We start from the raw sequence: 20959 nt of genomic DNA, 5'->3' as shown, positions 1-20959 counted from the left end.
GCCTCTCATCTTGCATATGAAGATTAAATTACTTTCGAATGAAAGTTATCTTGATGCAGGTCAACTCTTGAGCAGGTTTTGTCGTGATAGGGTAAGTGCAGGCTAATTTTGAGGGTGACATCATGGAACTTTATCTCGACACATCTGACGTTGCGGCAGTCAAAAAGCTGGCGCGTATCTTCCCGCTGGCGGGCGTGACCACCAACCCAAGCATTGTGGCGGCAGGTAAAACGCCGCTGGACGTGTTGCTGCCCGCGCTGCACGACGCGATGGGTGGTAAAGGTCGTCTGTTCGCTCAGGTAATGGCGACCACCGCCGAAGGGATGGTGGAGGACGCGCGTAAGCTGCGCGCCATCATTAACGATCTGGTGGTGAAAGTGCCGGTGACCGCAGAGGGGCTGGCGGCAATCAAGATGCTGAAAGCTGAAGGCATCCCGACGCTGGGCACGGCGGTGTACGGCGCCGCGCAGGGGATGCTCTCCGCGCTGGCGGGTGCCGAGTATGTGGCGCCTTACGTTAACCGCGTGGACGCGCAGGGCGGGGACGGGATCCAGACCGTTGTGGAATTACAGCAGCTGCTGACGCTGCATGTCCCGCAGTCAAAGGTGCTGGCCGCGAGCTTTAAAACCCCGCGTCAGGCGCTGGACTGCCTGCTGGCAGGGTGCGAGTCCATCACGCTGCCGCTGGACGTGGCGCAGCAGTTTATTACCTCTCCGGCAGTGGATGCGGCGATCGTGAAGTTCGAGCAGGATTGGCAGGGGGCGTTTGGAAGGACGTCGATCTGATACTGTTGCCGGGTGGCGCTGACGCTTACCCGGCCTGCGGTTTTCTCCCTCTCCCTGTGGGAGAGGGCCGGGGTGAGGGCATCAGGCCGCAGCAGGGTTTACCCTCCGCAGACCTCACACCCCGGGTTACGCATCAGCTTCATCTCGCGGAACTGGCAGGTCATCGCGTCATACATCACGATTTTCCCCGCTGCGGGCGTGCCGTAGTTCGCCAGGACTTTGATCGCTTCCATTGCCTGCAATGAGCCAATCACGCCGACGAGCGGCGCCATCACGCCCGCCTCAACGCAGGTCAGCGCATTCTCGCCAAACAGACGGCTCAGGCAGCGGTAGCAGGGTTCACCCTCGGCGTACGTGAAGACGCTGATTTGCCCCTCCATGCGGATTGCCGCGCCGGAGACCAGCGGAATTTTGTGGGCAAAACAGCCCGCGTTGAGCTGGTTGCGGACGGCGACGTTATCGGTGCAGTCCAGCACCAGATCGTGCCGGGCAATCTGCGCGGAGAGCGCGTCGTCATCCAGCATGTCGTCAATCAGGGTGAACTGAACGTGGGGGTTGATGCGCGCCAGCGCCGTGCGGGCAGAGTCCACTTTTGGCTGGCCAACCGTCGCGTCGCTGTGCAGCGTCTGGCGCTGCAGGTTGGACACCGATACGGTATCGAAATCCAGCAGCGTCATTTTTCCAACGCCCGCCGCAGCAAGGTATTGCGCGGCGGCGCAGCCCAGCCCGCCCAGCCCGACGACCAGCACGCTGGCCGCCTTAAGCGCTTCCTGTCCCTCGAAATCAAACCCGCGCAGCACAATCTGGCGGTTGTAGCGCATCATCTCCGGGTCGCTCAGCTCCACCGTCATGTCAGCCTCCGAACAGGTGGTTAAAACGTTCTACCTCAACCCACTCGCCTGCTTCTACGTTACCGCGCTCGCGCTCCAGCACGATAAAGCAGTTGCCCTGGCTGAAGGAGCTGAAAATGTGCGAGCCCTGGTGCCCGGTGGTGCTCACTTCGAGCTCGCCGTCCGCGTTGCGCGCCAGAATGCCGCGCTGGAAATCGAGGCGGCCCGGTGATTTTTTCAGGCGCGTGGCGGCACGAACGCGCTGGCGTTCCGGCAGCGGGTTAGCATTGTTGCCGGAAAGCTTCGCCAGCAGCGGGATCACCAGCTGGTAGAAGGTGAGTGCCGCCGAGACCGGGTTACCCGGCAGGCCGCAGAACCAGCTGTGTGAAAGCTTGCCAAACGCGAACGGTTTGCCCGGCTTGATCGCCAGCTTCCAGAAGCCGATTTCACCCAGCTCCTCGAGGATGGTTTTGGTGTAATCCGCTTCGCCCACGGAGACGCCGCCGGAGCTGATGACCACGTCGGCTGCGTTATCCGCTTCGATAAACGCGGCGCGCAGTTTTTCCGGATCGTCAGGAATGATGCCGAGGTTAATCACTTCGCAGCCCAGCTGCTCCAGCATCAGGTGTACCGCCAGGCGGTTGGTATCGTAAATCTGGCCGTCCTGCAGCGGCTGGCCCGGAAGCTGCAGCTCGTCGCCGGTGGAGAAAACGGCAACGCGCACTTTACGGATAACGTCGATGTCCGCGATGCCGAGCGAGGCCAGGACCGGCAGCTCCGCCACCGTCAGCTTCTGTCCGGCGGCAAAGACCGTCGCGCCGAGGGTAATGTCCTCGCCGGTACGGCGGATGTTCTGGCCCGCTTTGACGCTCGCGTTAAAACGCACGCCGTCGTCGGTCTGTTCGGTCTCTTCCTGCATCACCACGGCGTCGCAGCCTGCCGGAACCGGTGCGCCGGTCATAATGCGCACGCAGGTGCCCGCAGGCCATTCACCGCTAAACGGCTGACCCGCAAAGGCTTTACCCGCCACCGGCAGGGCGTTACCCGTCTGGAGATCCGCCAGGCGTACCGCGTAACCGTCCATCGCGGAGTTATCAAACCCCGGCACGTTAAGCGGAGAGACGATATCGCGCGCGGCAATACGGCCAAAACAGCGTACGAGGGGCAGCGTCTCAACGTCATGCAGCGGGGAAACTCGGTCAAGCATCTGCGTGAGTGCCGTCTCAAGCGGCATCAATCCGGCGGTAAAATCCATGGTGGGCTCCTGCGGAGTAACAACGAAAGCGTCCATTATGGCAGAAAAGTGCGGCTAACTGTATGACCGAAGGGTGCACGCTTTACATCACTGTTACGTCTTTCTATATTCAAAAATCATCTGAAGTTTCGTCGACGATAATGATATTTATAGAAAAAGCCGCAAAACAGGCTAACGGGTGATGCGAATGGTTAAGGCGGTAATCGCAATTCATGGCGGGGCCGGGGCAATCACCCGAGCACAGCTCACGCCTGAGCAGGAAAAACGTTACATCGACGCGCTGTACGCCATTGTGGAAACGGGCCAGAGAATGCTGGAAGCGGGCGAAAGCGCGCTGGACGTGGTCACCGAGGCGGTGCGCCTGCTGGAAGAGTGCCCGTTATTTAATGCGGGGATCGGTTCGGTCTTTACCCGGGATGAAACGCACGAGCTGGATGCCTGCGTGATGGACGGCGTCACCCTGAAAGCGGGGGCCGTGGCAGGCGTCAGCCACCTGCGTAACCCGGTGCTGGCCGCGCGTCTGGTGATGGAAGAGAGCCCGCACGTGCTGCTGACGGGCGCGGGGGCGGAGAGGTTTGCCTTCGAACACGGAATGGAGCCGGTATCGCCGGATCTGTTTTCCACGGAAGCGCGCTATCAGCAGCTGCTGGAAGCCCGTTCGGCGGGCATGACGCAGCTTGACCACAGTGCGCCGCTTGATGAAACCACCAAAATGGGCACGGTCGGCGCGGTGGCGCTGGATAAAGCCGGGAACCTCGCGGCGGCGACGTCAACGGGCGGGATGACCAACAAGCTTCCCGGACGCGTCGGCGACAGCCCGCTGCCGGGCGCCGGCTGCTATGCCAATAACGCGACGGCGGCGGTATCGTGTACCGGAACCGGGGAAGTGTTTATCCGCGCCCTCGCGGCCTACGACATCACCGCGCTGATGGATTACGGCGGTTTAAGCCTGAGCGAGGCCTGCGAGCGCGTGGTGATGGAAAAACTGCCAGCCCTGGGCGGCGTCGGCGGACTCATTGCGGTGGATCATGAGGGCAACGTGGCACTGCCGTTCAACAGCGAAGGCATGTATCGCGCCTGGGGCTATGCCGGCGATGAGCCGAGCACGGGGATTTATCGTGAATAAGGGGGCAGCGCGTGCCGCACAGTGAAGAACTGGACAACCGCGAAGTGCTGGCTGTCCATCAGCTCGATATTGCGTTTCAGGAAGAGCGGCAGTTCATCCCCGCAGTACAGAATTTATCGTTCACGCTCAGGCGCGGCGAGACGCTGGCGATTGTTGGCGAGTCCGGCTCCGGGAAATCGGTCACCGCGCTGGCGCTAATGCGCCTGCTGGAACAGACGGGCGGGCAAATCAGCAGCGAGAAAATGCTCCTGCGCCGCCGCAATCGTCAGGTCATTGATTTAAATGAGCTAAGCGGTTCGCAGATGCAGAGCGTGCGCGGGGCGGATATTGCGATGATCTTCCAGGAGCCGATGACCTCCCTGAACCCGGTGTTCCCGGTCGGGGAGCAAATTGCCGAGTCCATCCGCCTGCATCAGGGGCTGAGCGGCGATGAAGCGCTCAAAGAGGCCCGACGGATGCTGGAGCTGGTGCGCATTCCGGAGGCGCAGGCCATTCTGGGGCGCTATCCGCATCAGCTTTCCGGCGGCATGCGCCAGCGGGTGATGATTGCCATGGCGCTCTCCTGCCGCCCCGCAGTGCTGATTGCCGACGAACCAACGACGGCGCTGGACGTGACGATTCAGGCGCAGATCCTGCAGCTCATCAAAGTCCTGCAGCAGGAGATGGAGATGGGGGTGATTTTCATCACCCACGATATGGGCGTGGTCGCCGATATCGCCGATCGCGTACTGGTGATGCACAAGGGCAGCGCGGTGGAAACCGGCCCGGTTGAGCAGATTTTTCACGCGCCCGTGCATCCTTACACCAAAGCGCTGCTGGCGGCGGTTCCGCGTCTGGGGGCGATGAACGGCAGCGATTTGCCGCGCCGCTTCCCCCTGATTTCTCTCGAGGCGTCTGAGCAGCAGGAGGATGAGCGCGAGCAGGACACCGTGGTGCCGGGTAAGCCCATTCTGGAAGTGCGCGATCTGGTCACCCGCTTTCCGCTGCGCAGCGGCGTACTGAACCGGGTGAAGCGCGAAGTGCACGCGGTGGAAAACGTCAGTTTCGATCTCTGGCCGGGTGAAACGCTGGCGCTGGTGGGGGAGTCCGGCTGCGGTAAATCTACCACCGGACGCGCGTTGCTCCGTCTGGTGGAGTCACAGGAAGGCAGCATTACCTTTAACGGTGAGCGCATTGATACCCTTCCGGACAGCAGGCTGCAGGCGGTGCGGCGGGATATTCAGTTTATTTTCCAGGATCCCTATGCCTCCCTCGATCCGCGCCATACGGTGGGGTATTCGATCATGGAGCCGCTGCGGGTACATAACCTGCTCGACGGCGAAGCGGCACAGCGTCGCGTGGCCTGGCTGCTGGAGCGCGTCGGCCTGAAGCCGGAGCATGCCTGGCGTTATCCGCACGAGTTTTCCGGCGGACAGCGGCAGCGTATCTGCATCGCCCGCGCGCTGGCGCTAAACCCGAAAGTGGTGATTGCCGATGAGTCCGTCTCGGCGCTGGATGTCTCTATCCGGGCGCAAATCATCAACTTATTGCTGGATTTACAGCGGGATATGGGCATTGCCTTTCTGTTTATCTCGCACGACATGGCGGTGGTCGAGCGCATCAGCCATCGCGTGGCGGTGATGTTTATGGGGCAAATCGTGGAAATTGGTCCGCGAAGAGCGGTGTTTGAGAACCCACAGCACCCGTACACCCGCAAGCTCATCGCGGCGGTCCCGGTTGCCGATCCGGCGCATCGTCACGGCCAGCGCGTGCTGCTGCAGGATGAAATGCCGAGCAATATTCGTAAGCGTGGCGAGGCCGTGGAGCGCGTGACGCTGCGCGAGGTCAGTCCGGGTCATTTCGTTGCTCCCCCGCGTCAGGACAATGCCTTTTCGCGGTTATAACTTTCAACAGGCAGGAGAACACAATGGTTACATTTGTAGCGCGTAGATGGTTGTTAGCCGCGAGCGTGACGGCAGCCCTGGCCGCTGCCCCCGCGTTCGCTGCCAAAGATGTGGTGGTTGCCGTCGGCTCTAACTTCACCACGCTCGATCCGTATGACGCCAACGACACGCTCTCTCAGGCGGTGGCGAAATCGTTCTACCAGGGCCTGTTTGGCCTGGATAAAGAGATGAAGCTCAAAAACGTGCTGGCGGAGGGGTACACCGTGTCCGACGACGGACTGGTGTATACCATCAAGCTCAGGACCGGCGTGAAGTTCCAGGATGGGACAGATTTCAATGCGGAGGCGGTGAAGGTTAACCTCGATCGCGCCAGCAATCCGGAAAATAGCCTCAAGCGCTATAACCTGTATAAAAATATCGCCAGCACCGAGGTGGTCGACCCGGCAACGGTAAAAATCACCCTGAAAGAGCCGTTCTCCGCGTTTATCAATATTCTGGCGCATCCGGCAACGGCGATGATTTCCCCTGCCGCGCTGAAGAAATACGGCAAGGAGATCGGCTTCCACCCTGTTGGCACCGGTCCGTACGAGCTGCTCACCTGGAACCAGACCGATTTTGTGAAGGTGAAGAAATTCGCCGGATACTGGCAGCAGGGGCTGCCGAAGCTCGATACCATCACCTGGCGCCCGGTGGTGGACAACAACACCCGCGCGGCGATGCTGCAAACCGGCGAGGCGCAGTTTGCCTTCCCGATCCCGTATGAGCAGGCCGCCATTCTGCAGAAAAACAGCAAGCTGGAGCTGGTCGCCAGCCCGTCGATCATGCAGCGTTACATCAGCATGAACGTCACGCAAAAGCCGTTCGATAACCCGAAGGTGCGTGAGGCCATCAACTACGCCATTAACCGTCAGGCGCTGGTGAAGGTCGCCTTTGCGGGCTATGCCACTCCGGCCACCGGCGTGCTGCCGCCGGCTATCGCCTATGCGCAAAGCTATCAGCCGTGGCCGTACGATCCGGCCAAAGCGCGCGAGCTGCTGAAAGAGGCGGGCTTCCCGAACGGCTTCAGCACCACGCTGTGGTCCTCGCATAATCACAGTACCGCTCAGAAGGTGCTGCAGTTTACCCAGCAGCAGCTGGCGCAGGTCGGCATCAAGGCGCAGGTCACCGCGATGGATGCCGGACAGCGTGCGGCAGAGGTGGAGGGGAAAGGACAGAAAGAGAGCGGCGTGCGGATGTTCTATACCGGCTGGTCGGCCTCGACCGGTGAAGCAGACTGGGCGCTGTCGCCGCTGTTTGCCTCGCAGAACTGGCCGCCAACCCTGTTCAACACCGCGTTTTACAGCAACCCGCAGGTGGACAAAGACCTGGCCGATGCCCTGAAAACCACCAAGCCGGAGGAGAAAGCACGTCTCTACAAGGACGCGCAGGACATCATCTGGAAAGAGTCGCCGTGGGTGCCGCTGGTGGTAGAGAAACTGGTGTCAGCCCATAATAAAGCGTTGACCGGGTTCTACATTATGCCGGATACGGGCTTTAGCTTTGACGATGCGGATTTAAAATAAACCTCATGCTGAATTATGTGTGTAAACGCCTGCTGGGGCTTATCCCGACGCTGCTGATTGTGGCGGTCCTGGTGTTTTTGTTTGTCCATATGCTGCCGGGCGATCCGGCGCGTCTGGTTGCCGGGCCTGAAGCGGATGCCACCGTCATTGAGCTGGTGCGTAAGCAGCTTGGCCTCGACCAGCCGCTGTATATGCAGTTCATCCATTATATCTGCAACGTTCTGCAGGGCGATTTTGGTATCTCGATGGTATCGCGCCGTCCGGTGTCGGAGGAGATTGCCAGCCGCTTTATGCCGACGTTCTGGTTAACGATTGCCAGTATGAGCTGGGCGGTCGTGTTTGGGCTGGGCGCCGGGATTGTCGCGGCCGTCTGGCGCAACCGCTGGCCGGACAAGCTCGGCATGGCGCTGGCGGTGACCGGCATCTCCTTCCCGGCGTTCGCGCTGGGGATGCTGCTGATGCAGATCTTCTCCGTCGAACTGGGCTGGCTGCCGACCGTCGGGGCCGATACCTGGAAGCATTACATTCTGCCTTCCATGACGCTGGGGGCTGCCGTGTCGGCGGTGATGGCCCGCTTTACCCGCGCCTCGTTCGTTGACGTGCTGAGCGAAGATTATATTCGCACCGCGCGGGCGAAAGGGGTCAGCGAGAAGTGGGTCATTCTCAAGCACGGGTTCCGCAATGCGATGATCCCGGTGGTGACGATGATGGGACTGCAGTTTGGCTTCCTGCTGGGCGGCTCTATCGTGGTGGAAAAGGTCTTCAACTGGCCGGGGCTGGGACGCCTGCTGGTCGATTCCGTCGAGATGCGCGACTACCCGGTGATTCAGGCGGAAGTCCTGCTTTTCTCGCTGGAGTTTATTCTTATCAACTTAGTGGTGGATGTGCTCTATGCCGCCATTAACCCGGCCATCAGGTACAAGTAAGATGCGATTGTTGAACTGGCGACGTCAGGCCGTTTTAAACGCGATGCCGGGTCTAAAACCGGACCACGTCCGCACCCCGTGGTCTGAATTCTGGCGGCGTTTTCGCCGTCAGCCGGTCGCGATGACCGCGGGGCTGTTTGTGCTGCTGCTAATTGCGGTGGCGGTGATTGCGCCGTGGGTGGCGCCGTTTGATGCGGAAAACTATTTTGACTACGACCGTCTGAACGACGGACCGTCGATGCTGCACTGGTTCGGCGTGGACTCCCTCGGGCGCGATATCTTTAGCCGCGTGCTGGTGGGGGCGCAGATCTCGCTTGCCGCCGGGGTGTTCGCGGTGCTGATTGGCGCGGCCATCGGTACCGTGCTGGGTCTCGTTGCCGGGTATTACGAAGGCTGGTGGGATCGCATCATCATGCGCATCTGCGACGTGCTGTTTGCTTTTCCCGGCATTTTGCTGGCGATTGCCGTGGTGGCGATCATGGGCAGCGGCATGGCAAACGTCATCATTGCGGTCGCTGTGTTTTCGATTCCGGCGTTTGCTCGTCTTGTGCGCGGCAACACGCTGGTGCTGAAACAACAGACCTTTATCGAGTCGGCCCGCAGTATGGGGGCCAGCGACGCCACCATTCTCTTCAGCCATATTCTGCCGGGAACGGTGTCGTCCATCGTGGTCTATTTCACCATGCGTATCGGCGTGTCGATTATCTCGGCGGCCAGCCTGTCGTTTCTGGGGTTAGGAGCTCAGCCTCCAACGCCGGAGTGGGGCGCGATGCTGAACGAGGCGAGGGCAGATATGGTGATTGCCCCGCACGTGGCGATCTTCCCGAGTCTGGCGATTTTCCTGACCGTGCTGGCGTTTAATTTGCTGGGTGACGGGCTGCGCGACGCGCTGGATCCGAGGATTAAGGGGTAGTGCTGTGAAATGTGCCGGGTGGCGGCTACGCCTTACCCGGCCTACTACAGAGGGGGAGATTAAACCCGGCTACCCCACAGGTCATACTCATCCGCGTTTTCAACCTTCACGCGAATAATATCACCCGGCTTAACGCTGGTTTCGCCGTTCAGGTACACCGCACCGTCGATTTCAGGGGCATCCGCCATGCTGCGGCCAATTGCGCCTTCTTCATCCACTTCGTCGATGATAACCATAATCTCGCGGCCCACTTTTTCCTGCAGACGTTCAGCAGAGATCTGCTGCTGCAGCTGCATGAAGCGGTTCCAGCGCTCTTCTTTCACCTCTTCCGGCACCTGATCCGCCAGCTCGTTGGCGGTTGCGCCTTCTACCGGGCTGTACTTGAAGCAGCCGACGCGGTCCAGACGCGCTTCTTTCAGGAAGTCGAGCAGCATCTGGAAGTCTTCTTCGGTTTCACCCGGGAATCCGACGATAAAGGTGGAGCGCAGGGTCAGATCCGGGCAGATCTCGCGCCACTGCTTGATGCGCGCCAGCTGGCGGTCAACGGAGCCAGGACGCTTCATCAGCTTCAGAATGCGCGGGCTGGCGTGCTGCAGCGGGATGTCCAGGTACGGCAGAATCTTGCCTTCCGCCATCAGCGGGATGACGTCGTCAACGTGCGGGTACGGGTAAACGTAGTGCAGACGCGTCCAGATACCGAGTTTGGACAGCTGTTCGCACAGGCCCACCATGCTGGTTTTCACCGGCTCGCCGTTGTGGAAACCGGAGCGATGTTTGACGTCTACACCGTAGGCCGAGGTGTCCTGGGAGATGACCAGCAGCTCCTTCACGCCCGCGTCGGCCAGACGTTTAGCTTCCGCCAGCACTTCACCAATGGGACGGCTCACCAGATCGCCACGCATGGACGGGATGATGCAGAAGGTGCAGCGATGGTTGCAGCCTTCGGAAATTTTCAGGTACGCGTAGTGACGCGGCGTCAGCTTCACGCCCTGTTCCGGCACGAGGCTGAGGAACGGGTTGTGCTTGGGTTTTGGCACGTAGTGATGAACATGTTGCAGCACCTGCTCGTAGCTGTGCGGGCCGGTGATCTCCAGCACCTTCGGGTGCACTTCGCGGATCTGGTCTTCTTTCGCGCCCAGACAGCCGGTCACGATCACTTTGCCGTTTTCCGTCAGGGCTTCACCGATGGCTTCCAGTGACTCCTGAACCGCGCTGTCGATAAACCCGCAGGTGTTAACGATCACCATATCGGCGTTGTCGTAGCTTGGCACCACGTCATAGCCCTCGGTGCGCAGTTCGGTCAGGATGCGTTCTGAATCCACCAGGTTTTTCGGGCACCCTAATGATATAAATCCAATCTTAGACATTTTTTTTGTACAATCAGTTGCTCACTTTGCCGGGGATTATATAGATGCCGCAACTTTATAGCTACATCAGGTGGTCAACAGATCGCCAGGACAAAGGGACAACCAGAAACAGGCAGCTTGCAGCCGCGAAAGCATATGCGGCTGATGCTGGGCTGGAAATGGATGAGATCGAAGACCCAGGCGTCAGTGCCTTTCGTGGCAAGAATACCAACTCAGGAAAATTAGGGGTTTTATAGATGCTATTAAACAAGGAGCTATTGCCTCTGATTCCTGGCTATATGTGGAAAATCTGGACCACATTACAAGACAGAATGTTACAACTGCACAGAAACTTTTTATTGAATTGTTAGAGTTAGGTTTGACACTCGTCACAGGCATGGATAAGCGGGTATATACACTTGATTCTGTGAACAAAAAACCAACAGAATTAATGATTTCACTATTGCTGTTCAGTCGTGCCAATGAAGAATCAGAAACTAAGTCTCAACGTACTTTAGGTAATGTTGAAACGTTAGTAGAACGCCATAAAAATGGATTGCCAGTTAACATAAAATCCGTAGGTCGCCACCCATTCTGGATTGATGATTCAGGATCGCAATACGAAGCGGTGAAAAACATCCTACTTATTGGAATATTGCACGTGAAGCGATTGATATGTTCTTGTCCGGCAGTGGTGTATACAGTGTAAAAAAATATCTTGATCAGAAGTATTCAAATGGTCTGAAAGGTAAAGAGTGGGACTATCAGGTACTAAAAAAATGCGTGATAACCGTGCTTTAATTGGTGAACGTATTGTAACTATAAAGGGCATTCCTTATAAATTAGAAAATTACTATCCTTGGTTATGTAAAGATGAAGCAGAGTTTTTGTTACTGGAAGAAAGAAAAAAACAAAGCAACTATAAATCGGAAAAAATTCTGTAGATAATAGAAAATTACTTTCTGGTCTATCGATACTCAAATGTAATAAGTGTGGCGGTACTATGCATTCATTTATGAATCATGGCAAAGCACGATACATCTGTACAAACGGAGTACATCTACAAAAGGGGTGTTCAGGTTGGTCAATCACAGCACAATTAGTTGAACACTGTACTATGATTGCACTATTAATTGGCTACATGGATAAAAGTAGGAGAAGTGGTACTGATACAACCGTATTAGAAGAACTCAATAAAAAAGAAACCTTGATCAAAGATTTAGATACTCAAATTTCTAATATTGTTACTGCAATAGCTATTGCACCTGATGTAAGTTCTTTGGGTCATTCTTTGAACGAAATTAATAGCAAGAGAAAGGAACTTGTTTTATCCGTAGAGAAACTGAAAGAAAGATTAGTTTCATTGCAAGGAAAAGGTTCTTTTGAAGTAGATATCATGGAGTTTCTCATCCTTATTCAATGGGCTGTTTTTATAAATATGGAAGATAATGATAGGGATAAGATCAGAAAAGTTATTGATGCAATTATAGAATATATCGTGGTAGATAAAACAGAGGAATGTATAACTATAAGAATTAAATATTATGGTAATGATGAAGTTTTGAAGTTTTGAAGTTTTGAAGTTTTGAAGTTTTGGTGTTTGGTGGCGTTGATAGAAAACCACATTGGCGGTTTGATATCGATTTTGATACAGGGAAAGAGGGGACACTAACAGTACTTGAAAATGATCATAATGAAGATGCCTGAAATCCAAAAGGCAGTAGGTTACTTGCGAAAATTAAAAGAAAGCTATGTAGCAATGTATGATACTCCTGTAACTTTGCTTTTCGAAGTTGGTTATCCAGAAATTAAAGGTACACAATTTTGGCCTAATACTGGAAAGCACGAGAAAGTAACGATTGCTTTTGAAGGTGTGGTATACACTATTTCATTTAATGGTAGATTGCCTAAAGCGATTACAAGTGCACTCGAAACGACAGGGTTAACTCGTCAACAATTTATTGAAAAATTCAAAATACATTAAACATTATAGCTCCAACTATTTTTATTAAGCCCCTCTAGGGGCTTTTTGTACTTATTTTCACTCTCATAAATAAAATATACTCATGGTTACTAATGAACAGATAATTCGTGAGTAACAGTACTAAGCCCGTAAGTATCGGGGTTTATTGTTTATGTACTTTGGCAATACTTTTGAGGAATATACTTATCAATACCATTCTGTTCAAATACTATTGAAATTTATAGTTCTTAGAAATTTTCAATTAAAAAAATTAAGTGTTTGAAAGTCGCATGGATAAAGGCCTGGAGGGGGATCGGCCTATTCCAACCCAAAAATAATGCTTGCCGAAATAAAAATGTTTGGGATAATAAATTTCATCAAGCGGTGGTTTGATGATTTATCTGTCGTAATCGGGTCGCCTCTTACCTTCATAGGCTAGGCCTGCCACATGAAAATGAATAAAACAATAGAAGTACCTCAAACTGTTTTTATTACTATCCAGCTGTAAAATAGTTGGGGTGAATGATATGGTAGTTTAGGGTAATCTCCAATATATATTTTAATTCAATCAATAGAAAAGGTAATAACTATGTTAGAAATGAAATGTCCAAAATGTAATGGTGATACTGAATGTGGTGAAGTAATGACAGTGAATGATAACTTTGGTATTCAATGTACTAATGATAAATGTGGTTATTACTTTGGTATTCATATAAGTAATGGTGAATTAGGTGGTAAAGTTAATGATGGTAATCGTACTGGTACTATCATTGGTTACCATCCAAGTGGATTACCATTAGTTGAATGGTGTGATGGTACTATTACACAGTTTGAACCATTAAAGTAGTTATTCAAAATGGAAAAATAATGCCGTACACCGTTACGGCTTTTTTACGTCTAAAGGAAATACAGTGGCAAAAGAATCAATAGATAGCAGGTAAAATATTAGAATTAATTACTGGTTATAACTACATAACAGACCATTTGTGAAGTAAATTCAATAAACACTCCTATAATAATCATCACGGGAGTATTCAAATGGTAGATTGGTTAATCACTTCTTTAGTACTGATCATTGGCGTTATCATCATGGGTACAGGATTCATCCAGTACTTATTACTTGGTTGGATGCTGTACCTACTAATTATAGTGGTTTTATGGATTATCGCCCGTATCTGGCAGTTTCCCCAAAAATTAAAAGATAAATAAAAAGTAGAAAGAACACAATTCGGTACTAGTTATTAGCAGTTTTTGGGATGTTCAAAAGTCATGAGATACTATATAGTATATAGAACATTCGTTCTACCATGATAAAAATCCTCCAAATGCTTAAAGTAAACCCCATCGCAATGGCGGTTTTTTTGGGTTCATTTTATTCTGAAAAATGTATAGCAATATTCAAGGTACACTCGATGAAAGATAAAAAAGAGAAACAAATAAATGTACGTTTATCTGAGTCACATCTATTAGCACTACAAAAATTTGTCGATGAAGGAAAAGCAAAGTCACAAAGTGGTGCTTTAGTTTACTTAGTTAATCAGTACATGATTATGGGTAAGTAACGTTTGATACTATCGTAAAAAATATTTTGCAGTACTAACAAGGATTAGTTAGCATATTTATAAAATGGAATATTTCAAACAAACTCAATATGAAAATTATGAAGTAAGTAACTACGGTACTGTACGTAATACTAAAAATGGTAAAGTACTAGAAGGTGGTATCAGTAAAAGCAGTGGTTATCGTAAGGTATCACTATCAGTTGGTAATAAGGGTAGTAAGAAAACAGTAACGCATGAGGTACATCGCTTAGTAGCTGAAACATTCTTAGGGCAACACAAGGGATTAGTTGTAGATCATATTGACGATAACCCACTAAACAATGAAGTAAGTAACTTACGATGGATAACACAATCAGAGAATATTCTTAAAGCCAAACGTAAGTAAATCGAACGCCAAAAATTATTGGAAGAACAGAAGCAAGATATCCGAAATTCTGCATTTGTTGGTGAGAAACTATGTCAGTACTTCAATACTAAGTTTAATCGTAACATTTCCCGTGCTGGTTATCGTAGTATTGTTAGAAATAATTAAGAAAAAAGCCTGAATGCTAGGAACACATCAGGCCAGTATTAATTAACCTTTTACAATGTGTTTATTATGACAAAACATATTCAAGTTTTGATAACAGAAGTATAAAGGCACTAATTAGTCAGTGCAAGCTATATAAAGATATCCCATGTGAAAATATCAAGAACATTATGAAGGATTCAATAGCTAAACTTAATGTGAGAGATAAAATTAGTGTATATGATTTGTTTACAGTATTGAGTAATGAGGATGAAATTCGAAATGATTTACTATTCAGTACTGTCAATGCTATTAAAGTACAACAGAATAAGAAACAAGTAAAAGAACGTATGATAAGCTACTACGGGGCAGCGATCATGGATGCAGCAAAACGAATAGAGCAGTATATGATGGAGCACCCAGACGCACTACCAGCACCAGCACATAGACAAAGAACGCTAACGTATAAAGAGGTAGATAAACTATTAGAGCTACGAAAACAAGGTAACTATATTGATGACATGATTGAGTACTTAAAGAGTTTGCGTTAATTGTGCCTTAATACGCATAGTTCCATGCCGTAATACGGCAAAAAAAAGCTCCTGAAACCCGCGTCTTATCGTCAATACGGCAACTAAGTATAGAGATACGAAATCCATTCCATTTCATTCCATGTATTTCTTTCTCTATCAGTATTCAATGAAACTGTGACTTGCGTCACGAATACTACTCGTAGAGAACTCCTCGTAGTATTGGTTAGTAACTTTGCGTTTTTCTCTGCTATCGCATCAAAAACCCGCAAGCGTTTTTTCTCGCTTTCGCTCAGACAAGTAACAGTACTGTCAAAGTAACAAAACCCCAAGAGCTACTATCAAAGTAATTATTCAAAGTATTTGTGAGTCGCCACGGAGTCACACCTGAACGAGTCGCCCGCACACGCAGCCGCCCACAGAGGGCATTACTAACAAAAAGGAATATCTAATGAAACCTAACTGGAAACGCGGCCAGTATTGACTTTATTAAATATTTCTCTAAGGGGGTTCACTTTTTTATTTAGTCTGGAATAATAAACTTATCAAACACACACGAGGATGATAGAAATGACTACATACACAAAGATTTATGGGCGATATGCCGTTAACGATGATTATAAAGATACGGTTATATTATATGATGGAATTACTAACCAGCAATTACCATCAGATGCACAAATCAATTTACCAGTTAGTGATATCCAGAAAATGTTTGAACAGGCATATAATAGGAAAGGTGATTCAGATATTTTCGATAACTAATTCACTACTAGATATGAATTAGAAGATAAAGCCGCAATTTATATGCGGCTTTTTTACTGGACATAACCTGTATGCTAATAATCCCAATTATATGTACTTACCAAACAGTGTAATACCTACTGGACGGTACTGAGTAGTAGAGAGGCCAGCCAGTTGGCAGGGATGCTTAAAGATTCATTGTATTAATTTAATTGCTTACAGCCTCATCTAAGCATTATCAGTAAATACATTGAAGGGGTAGCGGTACTAATCTAATAACAAGATTTACATATGCTTAGAACAGAATTTCAGACTTACGAAGATGATTCATTTTACTTTCTATATGTTACAGACAAAATCAGAGTAGAAACTGATGGCGATAGTGGTTTGGTACTAGAACTACATGGTACATATAAAAAAGAAACTATTGATATGTACTGCTACTTAGAACTACAAAATGATGAGGCTGCTTACTTCCAGCAGCTAACCGTCAACCCTGAACTAGAAACAACCATAAGGGCAGTGAAGACATTATACAGCCATTTAAAGAGGCAATATTCCGATGATTACCCAAGTGATAAATGGCTATACAAATAAACCATGCTATTAGTATAAATTAACCTTTTGAACAGTTAATTTTATCAATCGTAACTTTTAATTGATCTTTGGAAATAATTCTACTCCTCGGTCTAAATTTATCCGATTTACGAAAAATAGCTAAGCCAACAAATTCAATTAACAAGTAAATTAAAAGTAGAGGCGAACCTACAAGATAAATAGTCGCTTTTGATATTGGAAATTCTTTATTAAAAGGGAAAAGTTCATTTATGATCAATGCGAAAACGAAAAAAACGATCATGTATAATATAATATTAATGCGGTTGCATATTGACAATACAACTTCATTAATTGAGAATCTATTATATTGTTTGTCTGTCTTATAGAAGTGAATTTTATGAAGATTACCAGATACAAAGGGTTCAAGCATATCAATATTATATTCCCAGTTTTCTTGCCAGTACTTGCTAGCCTTGATTATACGTCGCCAAAAGTTACATAATGATACTCCGATAACCGCTAAACAAGTCATTGTTAATATCATGATAAACTTAGTGCTTTCAGTTGTTGTTTCTTTGAAATACACAGAAAAGCAATAAGCAATCGCAGCAGCAAGCACTGATAAAAAACCTAATATGTATCCAGAACGCTGCCAATAAAGACCAATCTCAAATTTACGTATGTCATGTGATCTCTCAAAGGCATTTTTAATTTTTTCTATATCCAGATTATCCGCATTAATAACACCATTATGATTGCGGGTCTTATCTAGGAGTAGCTCAAAGTAATCAACATTACGTGAAATGATCATATATACTCGTTTATCTTCATAAAAGAACTTGATATTAACCATTTAAAGTGGAGGCCACTCTAAACGAGGTCATGGTTCCAAACTATTCCGGGGAACCAGAAAACAGAACCTTGATTAGTACTAAAATTGCAACGATAAACAGCACTATATTGATTCCCAATAATACTAAGTTTGTTTTTTTAATTCCATTGTTGATAAAACCCACAACTAAATCATTTGAACGATTATTGTACTTTACCACTGTAAACGCAATCAAGTACACTCACAACCTCACAACCTCACAACCTCACAACCTCCACGATGGGTAGGTTTGTTTAAGGTGTGGGTGTGGCGTGAAGCTATCACATGATAATCCTCAGTACTGATTTTCTACTATTCATTTCGCATGCAAGTAAAGAAATTCCACTTAAGGCCGATACTATCCATGATGGGAAATCTGTTGTTCATTTCCTAACTATCATTTCTTGTAGCTTATAAGGAAGAAAATGAAAAAATTATTATTGGCAGTACTATTCATGGCCGGTTCATCACAGGCCGCTACTATCTCTGAGGGTTTTTACTGTGACAGCTACGGAAATCTGATGAAGATGATTAGTGCTATCTCGACTAAAGATCAGGGTGTGATGTTGAAGATGGTCAAAGCTGGTAGTTGCGTTACGGTTGAAGAACCTATGACGATACGTAACGTACAGGTTATGGATCATGGGTTCATGTCGTTCGGTCATTCGGGCGAGGTAGGGTATTCAGTACAACAATTCATTAAGGACTGATGGAAATAGTTACGGTATAAACTACAGATAATCTATAAGGTTTAACAATGGGAAGGATTATAGCTGTTGTATTGGTGTTGATAGCATTATTCATCAAACTCGCGGGTGGTGATGACAAGCATGAAACACAAGCCGAAGAACCATCTAACAAGCTTACAGAGCAAGAGTTACAGGATGCTAAGGATTTCGCTCAGGCTCTTATCCAGCGTGATTACACATGCGATAAAGTCACAACGTTTAGCAATGCGAACTTCTCAGGCCGCATAGACGTATGGTGTGATGATCAGTACCAGTATGAGATAACAAAGCCTGGTGGACGCTGGAAGGTTGTAGCGAAATAACTTAAAAAACCACTACAATGATGTGGTTTTTCATTGTCATCCCTAAACCACCTCTTGGGAGGTGGTGATTGATCCTGTAAGGCTATAGCCTGAAGAATGCCCATGTCGGAATATCTCTTCTTACTCACCACAAGTAAAAGGAGACAGACTGACATGGGGCTTTACAGGAGTTCATCACATGTATATTGGCGTTGCAAATACCACATAGTCTGGACGCCAAAATATCGATTCAGGATCCTCCAAGATAAGCTGGGTAAGGAGCTTTACAGGACAATCTACATTCTCTGCGGAATAAAAGATTGTGAGGTTCTGGAGTTAAATGTTCAACCAGATCATGTACATCTTGTTGTAAGCGTCCCACCTAAAATCTCAATATCAACCCTGATGGGGCATCTGAAAGGCCGCAGTGCCATCAGACTCTACAATCGTTTTCCACATATCAGGAAGAAGTTATGGGGAAACCATTTTTGGTCACGCGGCTACTTTGTCGATACGGTAGAGGTAAACGAAGAGATCATCAGACGATATGTGCGGCATCAGGAGAAAACGGAACAAACGCACGAACAGCAGATGGAATTGCTAGAGTAGAAACAGGAAGGAAACAATAGCTCCCCTTACAGGGGGCATTCTAGAAAGCCACCTTCTAAGAAGGTGGTCTTTTACTTCTTACCAAATGGTACAAAGATTTCATCGAAAGATGAACCATTAATTGTATCCATGTAATCGCTAACTCTTCGTAATGCCTCTTTATATTGTTCCCTATCTTTACCTACTTCTTTATATTCCCCAATTAGCAACAGTTGTTTCGAGTTTTTAATTGTTTTATTAATTGATGAAATATATTTTATTAAGATGTCATTGAACTCTTTTAATGAGTAATTTGTTGAAATTTCAAATCCCCAAATCTGTAAATGCAATTCATGAGCATGCATTTCTAACATTACTTCTCTGAGTTTTTCCTTTTCAATATTTAACTTTTCAATAGTTTTATTATAAATGCTTTCATTAATAATGACTTTTTTTGTTATAAACAACTCCTCAATAATGATATTGATTTTCACAGCTTCTACAGCTATTTCTTGGATTTTATCAATGATAGCTTCACACTTTTTAAACCCTTTATCATTTACTTTGCTTTTTATCCATTTTGTCAATTGATACGCTGAATACACAGCCAAAGATAAAGCACAGGCAGCTACAATCGCTGAAAAGCCTGGAGCTGTAATTTTTTTTGGGGTCTTATATAAAACCCAAGTGATAAATTCTGTAAGAAACACCCCAACAATCATCCAGCTTATATGGGACAGTTTAAAGTTTTTAAAAAGTCCTTTAGCCCACTGTTTCATTCTTCCTAAATACCTTTACATTAAATGGTAAATGGTATTTTATGGCAAGAATTACAAAAAAGGAATCAGCATTACACATTCAAGTAATGGATCTCATCCACTCAGATAAGCAACTAACCCAAGACGATAAAGAGTTTATCTTCAACAACTACAAAGGCGATGGTATAGGGGCTACTGGTGCTTTCTTCATACCTGAAATGCTCGCATGGGATTTCATACTTGATGCTGGTTGTACTGGTCAATGTAATGTATTGAACTTTGTGCGGGTATAGGTCGCCTCAGCTACTACCAGTACTTGAGAAACAAGCCAACACACATTACCTGTGCTGAGCTGAATCCAGAGTACGTAATGATCGGAAAGAGGGTACTACCAGAGGCAGAATGGATCATTGGTGACGCTCTCCAGTACTCACCAGACCGTTTCTATGATGTTGCCTATGACAATCCACCTTTCAGCAAGATCAACACATCAGAAGCGTATACAGGCCGTTACACAGGCTCAGAATTCGAATACAAGGTGATTGAACATGCGAGTACTTTCTCATCCAATGGGGCATGGATTGTACCGCAAGGTTCAGCAGGGTTTAAGTACACTGGACATAAGTACTATGACGCTTCAGTACAGACAGCCACAGCCAAGTACCAGAAGTTTGTTAATGATACAGGGTACACGTTTCAACTCGGGGTGGGTATTGATACCAGTATCTACAAGGATGAATGGAACGGTACTAAGGTAATCTGTGGGGTTGTGACGGTTGAGTACTGAAAATGTGATTTTAAGCAAGCGTAACGCTACATGTTGTGTCTATACTTACTTATTGCACCACATGGTGTATTTCACACAGCAGGTAATTTGTATGGGTAAGAACCAACATGTAGTAACGCATCCTGATGGATGGGCTGTAAAAGGTGAAGGTAATGAACGAGCAACTTCTGTACATTCAACGCAAGCTGAAGCTATAGAAGCTGCTCGTGAGATAGCTCGACATCAACAAAGTGAATTGTTAATTCATGGACGTGATGGGCAGATTCGTTCTCGTGACTCATATGGCAACGATCCATATCCGCCTAAGGGATAAATTTCAGTAAAGCAAAAGAGGCCGATGGCCTCTTTTTTTTGTCTTTTCAATAGATAACGGTGAATGAAGATTAATCAGGCGGATTTTATTTCTTGATTCTTAGGGCAGCCCAGGGAGACGA

Annotated in this window: 29 protein-coding genes; 24 read left to right on the top strand and 5 right to left on the bottom strand. The window is 48.5% G+C overall.

Annotated elements, in window-relative coordinates:
• Window positions 1–122 precede the first annotated feature (122 nt).
• Window positions 123–785 (top strand): fructose-6-phosphate aldolase, encoded by a 663-nt coding sequence (gene fsa / locus ACDO57_RS10980; protein WP_370883965.1) that lies wholly within the window; start codon window positions 123–125, stop codon window positions 783–785.
• Window positions 786–883: 98 nt separating this feature from the next.
• Here fsa and moeB read toward each other — a convergent pair whose 3' ends face one another.
• Both moeB and moeA read right to left on the bottom strand, forming a co-directional pair.
• Complete coding sequence (moeB, locus tag ACDO57_RS10975; protein WP_370883964.1) at window positions 884–1636, bottom strand: molybdopterin-synthase adenylyltransferase MoeB; 753 nt, start codon at window positions 1634–1636, stop codon at window positions 884–886.
• A 1-nt stretch (window position 1637) separates the two neighbouring features.
• Entirely contained in the window at window positions 1638–2870 is a 1233-nt protein-coding gene (gene moeA, locus ACDO57_RS10970; protein WP_370883963.1) for a molybdopterin molybdotransferase MoeA, read from the bottom strand.
• Window positions 2871–3057: 187 nt separating this feature from the next.
• Between moeA and iaaA the strand changes: the two genes are divergently transcribed.
• The 5 genes from iaaA to gsiD are packed head-to-tail and all read left to right on the top strand — an operon-like array spanning window position 3058 to window position 9280.
• Window positions 3058–3996: a beta-aspartyl-peptidase gene (gene iaaA / locus ACDO57_RS10965; protein WP_032649358.1), complete on the top strand. Its 939-nt coding sequence runs from the start codon at window positions 3058–3060 to the stop codon at window positions 3994–3996.
• 11 nt (window positions 3997–4007) lie between these two features.
• Window positions 4008–5879 carry a glutathione ABC transporter ATP-binding protein GsiA gene (gsiA, locus tag ACDO57_RS10960; protein WP_061715691.1) on the top strand — a complete coding sequence of 624 codons (1872 nt, stop codon included), beginning with the start codon at window positions 4008–4010 and terminating at the stop codon, window positions 5877–5879.
• A 23-nt stretch (window positions 5880–5902) separates the two neighbouring features.
• Window positions 5903–7441 carry a glutathione ABC transporter substrate-binding protein GsiB gene (gsiB, locus tag ACDO57_RS10955; RefSeq protein WP_048990344.1) on the top strand — a complete coding sequence of 513 codons (1539 nt, stop codon included), beginning with the start codon at window positions 5903–5905 and terminating at the stop codon, window positions 7439–7441.
• A 5-nt stretch (window positions 7442–7446) separates the two neighbouring features.
• Window positions 7447–8367 (top strand): glutathione ABC transporter permease GsiC, encoded by a 921-nt coding sequence (gsiC, locus tag ACDO57_RS10950; protein ID WP_248163677.1) that lies wholly within the window; start codon window positions 7447–7449, stop codon window positions 8365–8367.
• A 1-nt stretch (window position 8368) separates the two neighbouring features.
• A complete protein-coding gene (gsiD, locus tag ACDO57_RS10945) occupies window positions 8369–9280 on the top strand; it encodes a glutathione ABC transporter permease GsiD (protein WP_024908682.1) in 912 nt (303 codons plus the stop codon).
• Window positions 9281–9339: 59 nt separating this feature from the next.
• Here the strand turns inward: gsiD and rimO are convergent, their stop codons facing one another.
• Window positions 9340–10647, bottom strand: a complete 1308-nt coding sequence (rimO, locus tag ACDO57_RS10940) for a 30S ribosomal protein S12 methylthiotransferase RimO (protein WP_090417628.1) — start codon at window positions 10645–10647, stop codon at window positions 9340–9342.
• Between the two features lie 44 nt (window positions 10648–10691).
• Here rimO and ACDO57_RS10935 point away from each other — a divergent pair, with 44 nt between their 5' ends.
• The 12 genes from ACDO57_RS10935 (at window position 10692) to ACDO57_RS10880 (ending at window position 16530) form a co-directional block, all read left to right on the top strand.
• Window positions 10692–10883 carry a recombinase family protein gene (locus tag ACDO57_RS10935; RefSeq protein ID WP_228117515.1) on the top strand — a complete coding sequence of 64 codons (192 nt, stop codon included), beginning with the start codon at window positions 10692–10694 and terminating at the stop codon, window positions 10881–10883.
• 44 nt (window positions 10884–10927) lie between these two features.
• Window positions 10928–11335 carry a hypothetical protein gene (locus ACDO57_RS10930; protein WP_228117514.1) on the top strand — a complete coding sequence of 136 codons (408 nt, stop codon included), beginning with the start codon at window positions 10928–10930 and terminating at the stop codon, window positions 11333–11335.
• A 70-nt stretch (window positions 11336–11405) separates the two neighbouring features.
• A complete protein-coding gene (locus ACDO57_RS10925; RefSeq protein WP_228117513.1) occupies window positions 11406–11570 on the top strand; it encodes a hypothetical protein in 165 nt (54 codons plus the stop codon).
• Window positions 11571–11629: 59 nt separating this feature from the next.
• Window positions 11630–12199, top strand: a complete 570-nt coding sequence (locus tag ACDO57_RS10920; protein WP_370883962.1) for a hypothetical protein — start codon at window positions 11630–11632, stop codon at window positions 12197–12199.
• 120 nt (window positions 12200–12319) lie between these two features.
• Window positions 12320–12610, top strand: a complete 291-nt coding sequence (locus ACDO57_RS10915; protein ID WP_228117511.1) for a hypothetical protein — start codon at window positions 12320–12322, stop codon at window positions 12608–12610.
• A gap of 568 nt (window positions 12611–13178) precedes the next feature.
• Window positions 13179–13436, top strand: a complete 258-nt coding sequence (locus ACDO57_RS10910; protein WP_139210883.1) for a hypothetical protein — start codon at window positions 13179–13181, stop codon at window positions 13434–13436.
• 191 nt (window positions 13437–13627) lie between these two features.
• A complete protein-coding gene (locus ACDO57_RS10905) occupies window positions 13628–13798 on the top strand; it encodes a hypothetical protein (RefSeq protein ID WP_153257551.1) in 171 nt (56 codons plus the stop codon).
• Window positions 13799–14001: 203 nt separating this feature from the next.
• Window positions 14002–14151 (top strand): hypothetical protein, encoded by a 150-nt coding sequence (locus tag ACDO57_RS10900; protein WP_175557786.1) that lies wholly within the window; start codon window positions 14002–14004, stop codon window positions 14149–14151.
• Between the two features lie 64 nt (window positions 14152–14215).
• Window positions 14216–14536: an HNH endonuclease signature motif containing protein gene (locus tag ACDO57_RS10895; RefSeq protein WP_148769053.1), complete on the top strand. Its 321-nt coding sequence runs from the start codon at window positions 14216–14218 to the stop codon at window positions 14534–14536.
• Window positions 14537–14850: 314 nt separating this feature from the next.
• Entirely contained in the window at window positions 14851–15210 is a 360-nt protein-coding gene (locus ACDO57_RS10890; RefSeq protein ID WP_090417622.1) for a hypothetical protein, read from the top strand.
• Between the two features lie 549 nt (window positions 15211–15759).
• Window positions 15760–15954: a hypothetical protein gene (locus tag ACDO57_RS10885; protein WP_090417620.1), complete on the top strand. Its 195-nt coding sequence runs from the start codon at window positions 15760–15762 to the stop codon at window positions 15952–15954.
• 270 nt (window positions 15955–16224) lie between these two features.
• Window positions 16225–16530, top strand: a complete 306-nt coding sequence (locus ACDO57_RS10880; protein ID WP_090417618.1) for a hypothetical protein — start codon at window positions 16225–16227, stop codon at window positions 16528–16530.
• 19 nt (window positions 16531–16549) lie between these two features.
• On the opposite strand, the gene ACDO57_RS10875 is transcribed toward ACDO57_RS10880, so the two are convergent.
• Window positions 16550–17302, bottom strand: a complete 753-nt coding sequence (locus ACDO57_RS10875) for a hypothetical protein (RefSeq protein ID WP_090417616.1) — start codon at window positions 17300–17302, stop codon at window positions 16550–16552.
• 485 nt (window positions 17303–17787) lie between these two features.
• Between ACDO57_RS10875 and ACDO57_RS10870 the strand changes: the two genes are divergently transcribed.
• The 3 genes from ACDO57_RS10870 (at window position 17788) to tnpA (ending at window position 19001) form a co-directional block, all read left to right on the top strand.
• Window positions 17788–18072 carry a hypothetical protein gene (locus ACDO57_RS10870; protein WP_090417614.1) on the top strand — a complete coding sequence of 95 codons (285 nt, stop codon included), beginning with the start codon at window positions 17788–17790 and terminating at the stop codon, window positions 18070–18072.
• 47 nt (window positions 18073–18119) lie between these two features.
• Entirely contained in the window at window positions 18120–18413 is a 294-nt protein-coding gene (locus ACDO57_RS10865; RefSeq protein ID WP_090417612.1) for a hypothetical protein, read from the top strand.
• A gap of 153 nt (window positions 18414–18566) precedes the next feature.
• Complete coding sequence (gene tnpA / locus ACDO57_RS10860) at window positions 18567–19001, top strand: IS200/IS605 family transposase (RefSeq protein ID WP_090417610.1); 435 nt, start codon at window positions 18567–18569, stop codon at window positions 18999–19001.
• Between the two features lie 71 nt (window positions 19002–19072).
• Here tnpA and ACDO57_RS10855 read toward each other — a convergent pair whose 3' ends face one another.
• Complete coding sequence (locus ACDO57_RS10855; RefSeq protein WP_090417608.1) at window positions 19073–19759, bottom strand: hypothetical protein; 687 nt, start codon at window positions 19757–19759, stop codon at window positions 19073–19075.
• Window positions 19760–19800: 41 nt separating this feature from the next.
• Between ACDO57_RS10855 and ACDO57_RS10850 the strand changes: the two genes are divergently transcribed.
• The 3 genes from ACDO57_RS10850 to ACDO57_RS10840 all read left to right on the top strand — a co-directional run bounded on the left by ACDO57_RS10850 (window position 19801) and on the right by ACDO57_RS10840 (window position 20838).
• Window positions 19801–20031, top strand: a complete 231-nt coding sequence (locus ACDO57_RS10850) for a hypothetical protein (RefSeq protein WP_228117510.1) — start codon at window positions 19801–19803, stop codon at window positions 20029–20031.
• 77 nt (window positions 20032–20108) lie between these two features.
• Window positions 20109–20525: a hypothetical protein gene (locus ACDO57_RS10845; protein ID WP_228117509.1), complete on the top strand. Its 417-nt coding sequence runs from the start codon at window positions 20109–20111 to the stop codon at window positions 20523–20525.
• Between the two features lie 91 nt (window positions 20526–20616).
• Complete coding sequence (locus tag ACDO57_RS10840; RefSeq protein WP_072051591.1) at window positions 20617–20838, top strand: DUF2188 domain-containing protein; 222 nt, start codon at window positions 20617–20619, stop codon at window positions 20836–20838.
• Window positions 20839–20959 lie beyond the last annotated feature (121 nt).

Origin of the sequence: Enterobacter cloacae complex sp. 2015409, assembly GCF_041365315.1 — a bacterium.
GTDB lineage: Bacteria > Pseudomonadota > Gammaproteobacteria > Enterobacterales > Enterobacteriaceae > Enterobacter > Enterobacter pseudoroggenkampii.
This window is presented reverse-complemented; position numbering and strand designations above follow the sequence as displayed.

Coding starts and splice junctions, on each gene's coding strand:
- fsa (WP_370883965.1), top strand. CDS start 123: ATGGAACTTTATCTCGACACATCTGACGTTGCGGCAGTCAAAAAGCTG.
- moeB (WP_370883964.1), bottom strand. CDS start 1,636: ATGACGGTGGAGCTGAGCGACCCGGAGATGATGCGCTACAACCGCCAG.
- moeA (WP_370883963.1), bottom strand. CDS start 2,870: ATGGATTTTACCGCCGGATTGATGCCGCTTGAGACGGCACTCACGCAG.
- iaaA (WP_032649358.1), top strand. CDS start 3,058: ATGGTTAAGGCGGTAATCGCAATTCATGGCGGGGCCGGGGCAATCACC.
- gsiB (WP_048990344.1), top strand. CDS start 5,903: ATGGTTACATTTGTAGCGCGTAGATGGTTGTTAGCCGCGAGCGTGACG.
- gsiC (WP_248163677.1), top strand. CDS start 7,447: ATGCTGAATTATGTGTGTAAACGCCTGCTGGGGCTTATCCCGACGCTG.
- gsiD (WP_024908682.1), top strand. CDS start 8,369: ATGCGATTGTTGAACTGGCGACGTCAGGCCGTTTTAAACGCGATGCCG.
- rimO (WP_090417628.1), bottom strand. CDS start 10,647: ATGTCTAAGATTGGATTTATATCATTAGGGTGCCCGAAAAACCTGGTG.
- ACDO57_RS10935 (WP_228117515.1), top strand. CDS start 10,692: ATGCCGCAACTTTATAGCTACATCAGGTGGTCAACAGATCGCCAGGAC.
- ACDO57_RS10925 (WP_228117513.1), top strand. CDS start 11,406: ATGCGTGATAACCGTGCTTTAATTGGTGAACGTATTGTAACTATAAAG.
- ACDO57_RS10920 (WP_370883962.1), top strand. CDS start 11,630: ATGCATTCATTTATGAATCATGGCAAAGCACGATACATCTGTACAAAC.
- ACDO57_RS10915 (WP_228117511.1), top strand. CDS start 12,320: ATGAAGATGCCTGAAATCCAAAAGGCAGTAGGTTACTTGCGAAAATTA.
- ACDO57_RS10910 (WP_139210883.1), top strand. CDS start 13,179: ATGTTAGAAATGAAATGTCCAAAATGTAATGGTGATACTGAATGTGGT.
- ACDO57_RS10905 (WP_153257551.1), top strand. CDS start 13,628: ATGGTAGATTGGTTAATCACTTCTTTAGTACTGATCATTGGCGTTATC.
- ACDO57_RS10900 (WP_175557786.1), top strand. CDS start 14,002: ATGAAAGATAAAAAAGAGAAACAAATAAATGTACGTTTATCTGAGTCA.
- ACDO57_RS10895 (WP_148769053.1), top strand. CDS start 14,216: ATGGAATATTTCAAACAAACTCAATATGAAAATTATGAAGTAAGTAAC.
- ACDO57_RS10890 (WP_090417622.1), top strand. CDS start 14,851: ATGAAGGATTCAATAGCTAAACTTAATGTGAGAGATAAAATTAGTGTA.
- ACDO57_RS10885 (WP_090417620.1), top strand. CDS start 15,760: ATGACTACATACACAAAGATTTATGGGCGATATGCCGTTAACGATGAT.
- ACDO57_RS10880 (WP_090417618.1), top strand. CDS start 16,225: ATGCTTAGAACAGAATTTCAGACTTACGAAGATGATTCATTTTACTTT.
- ACDO57_RS10875 (WP_090417616.1), bottom strand. CDS start 17,302: ATGATCATTTCACGTAATGTTGATTACTTTGAGCTACTCCTAGATAAG.
- ACDO57_RS10870 (WP_090417614.1), top strand. CDS start 17,788: ATGAAAAAATTATTATTGGCAGTACTATTCATGGCCGGTTCATCACAG.
- ACDO57_RS10865 (WP_090417612.1), top strand. CDS start 18,120: ATGGGAAGGATTATAGCTGTTGTATTGGTGTTGATAGCATTATTCATC.
- tnpA (WP_090417610.1), top strand. CDS start 18,567: ATGGGGCTTTACAGGAGTTCATCACATGTATATTGGCGTTGCAAATAC.
- ACDO57_RS10855 (WP_090417608.1), bottom strand. CDS start 19,759: ATGAAACAGTGGGCTAAAGGACTTTTTAAAAACTTTAAACTGTCCCAT.
- ACDO57_RS10850 (WP_228117510.1), top strand. CDS start 19,801: ATGGCAAGAATTACAAAAAAGGAATCAGCATTACACATTCAAGTAATG.
- ACDO57_RS10845 (WP_228117509.1), top strand. CDS start 20,109: ATGATCGGAAAGAGGGTACTACCAGAGGCAGAATGGATCATTGGTGAC.
- ACDO57_RS10840 (WP_072051591.1), top strand. CDS start 20,617: ATGGGTAAGAACCAACATGTAGTAACGCATCCTGATGGATGGGCTGTA.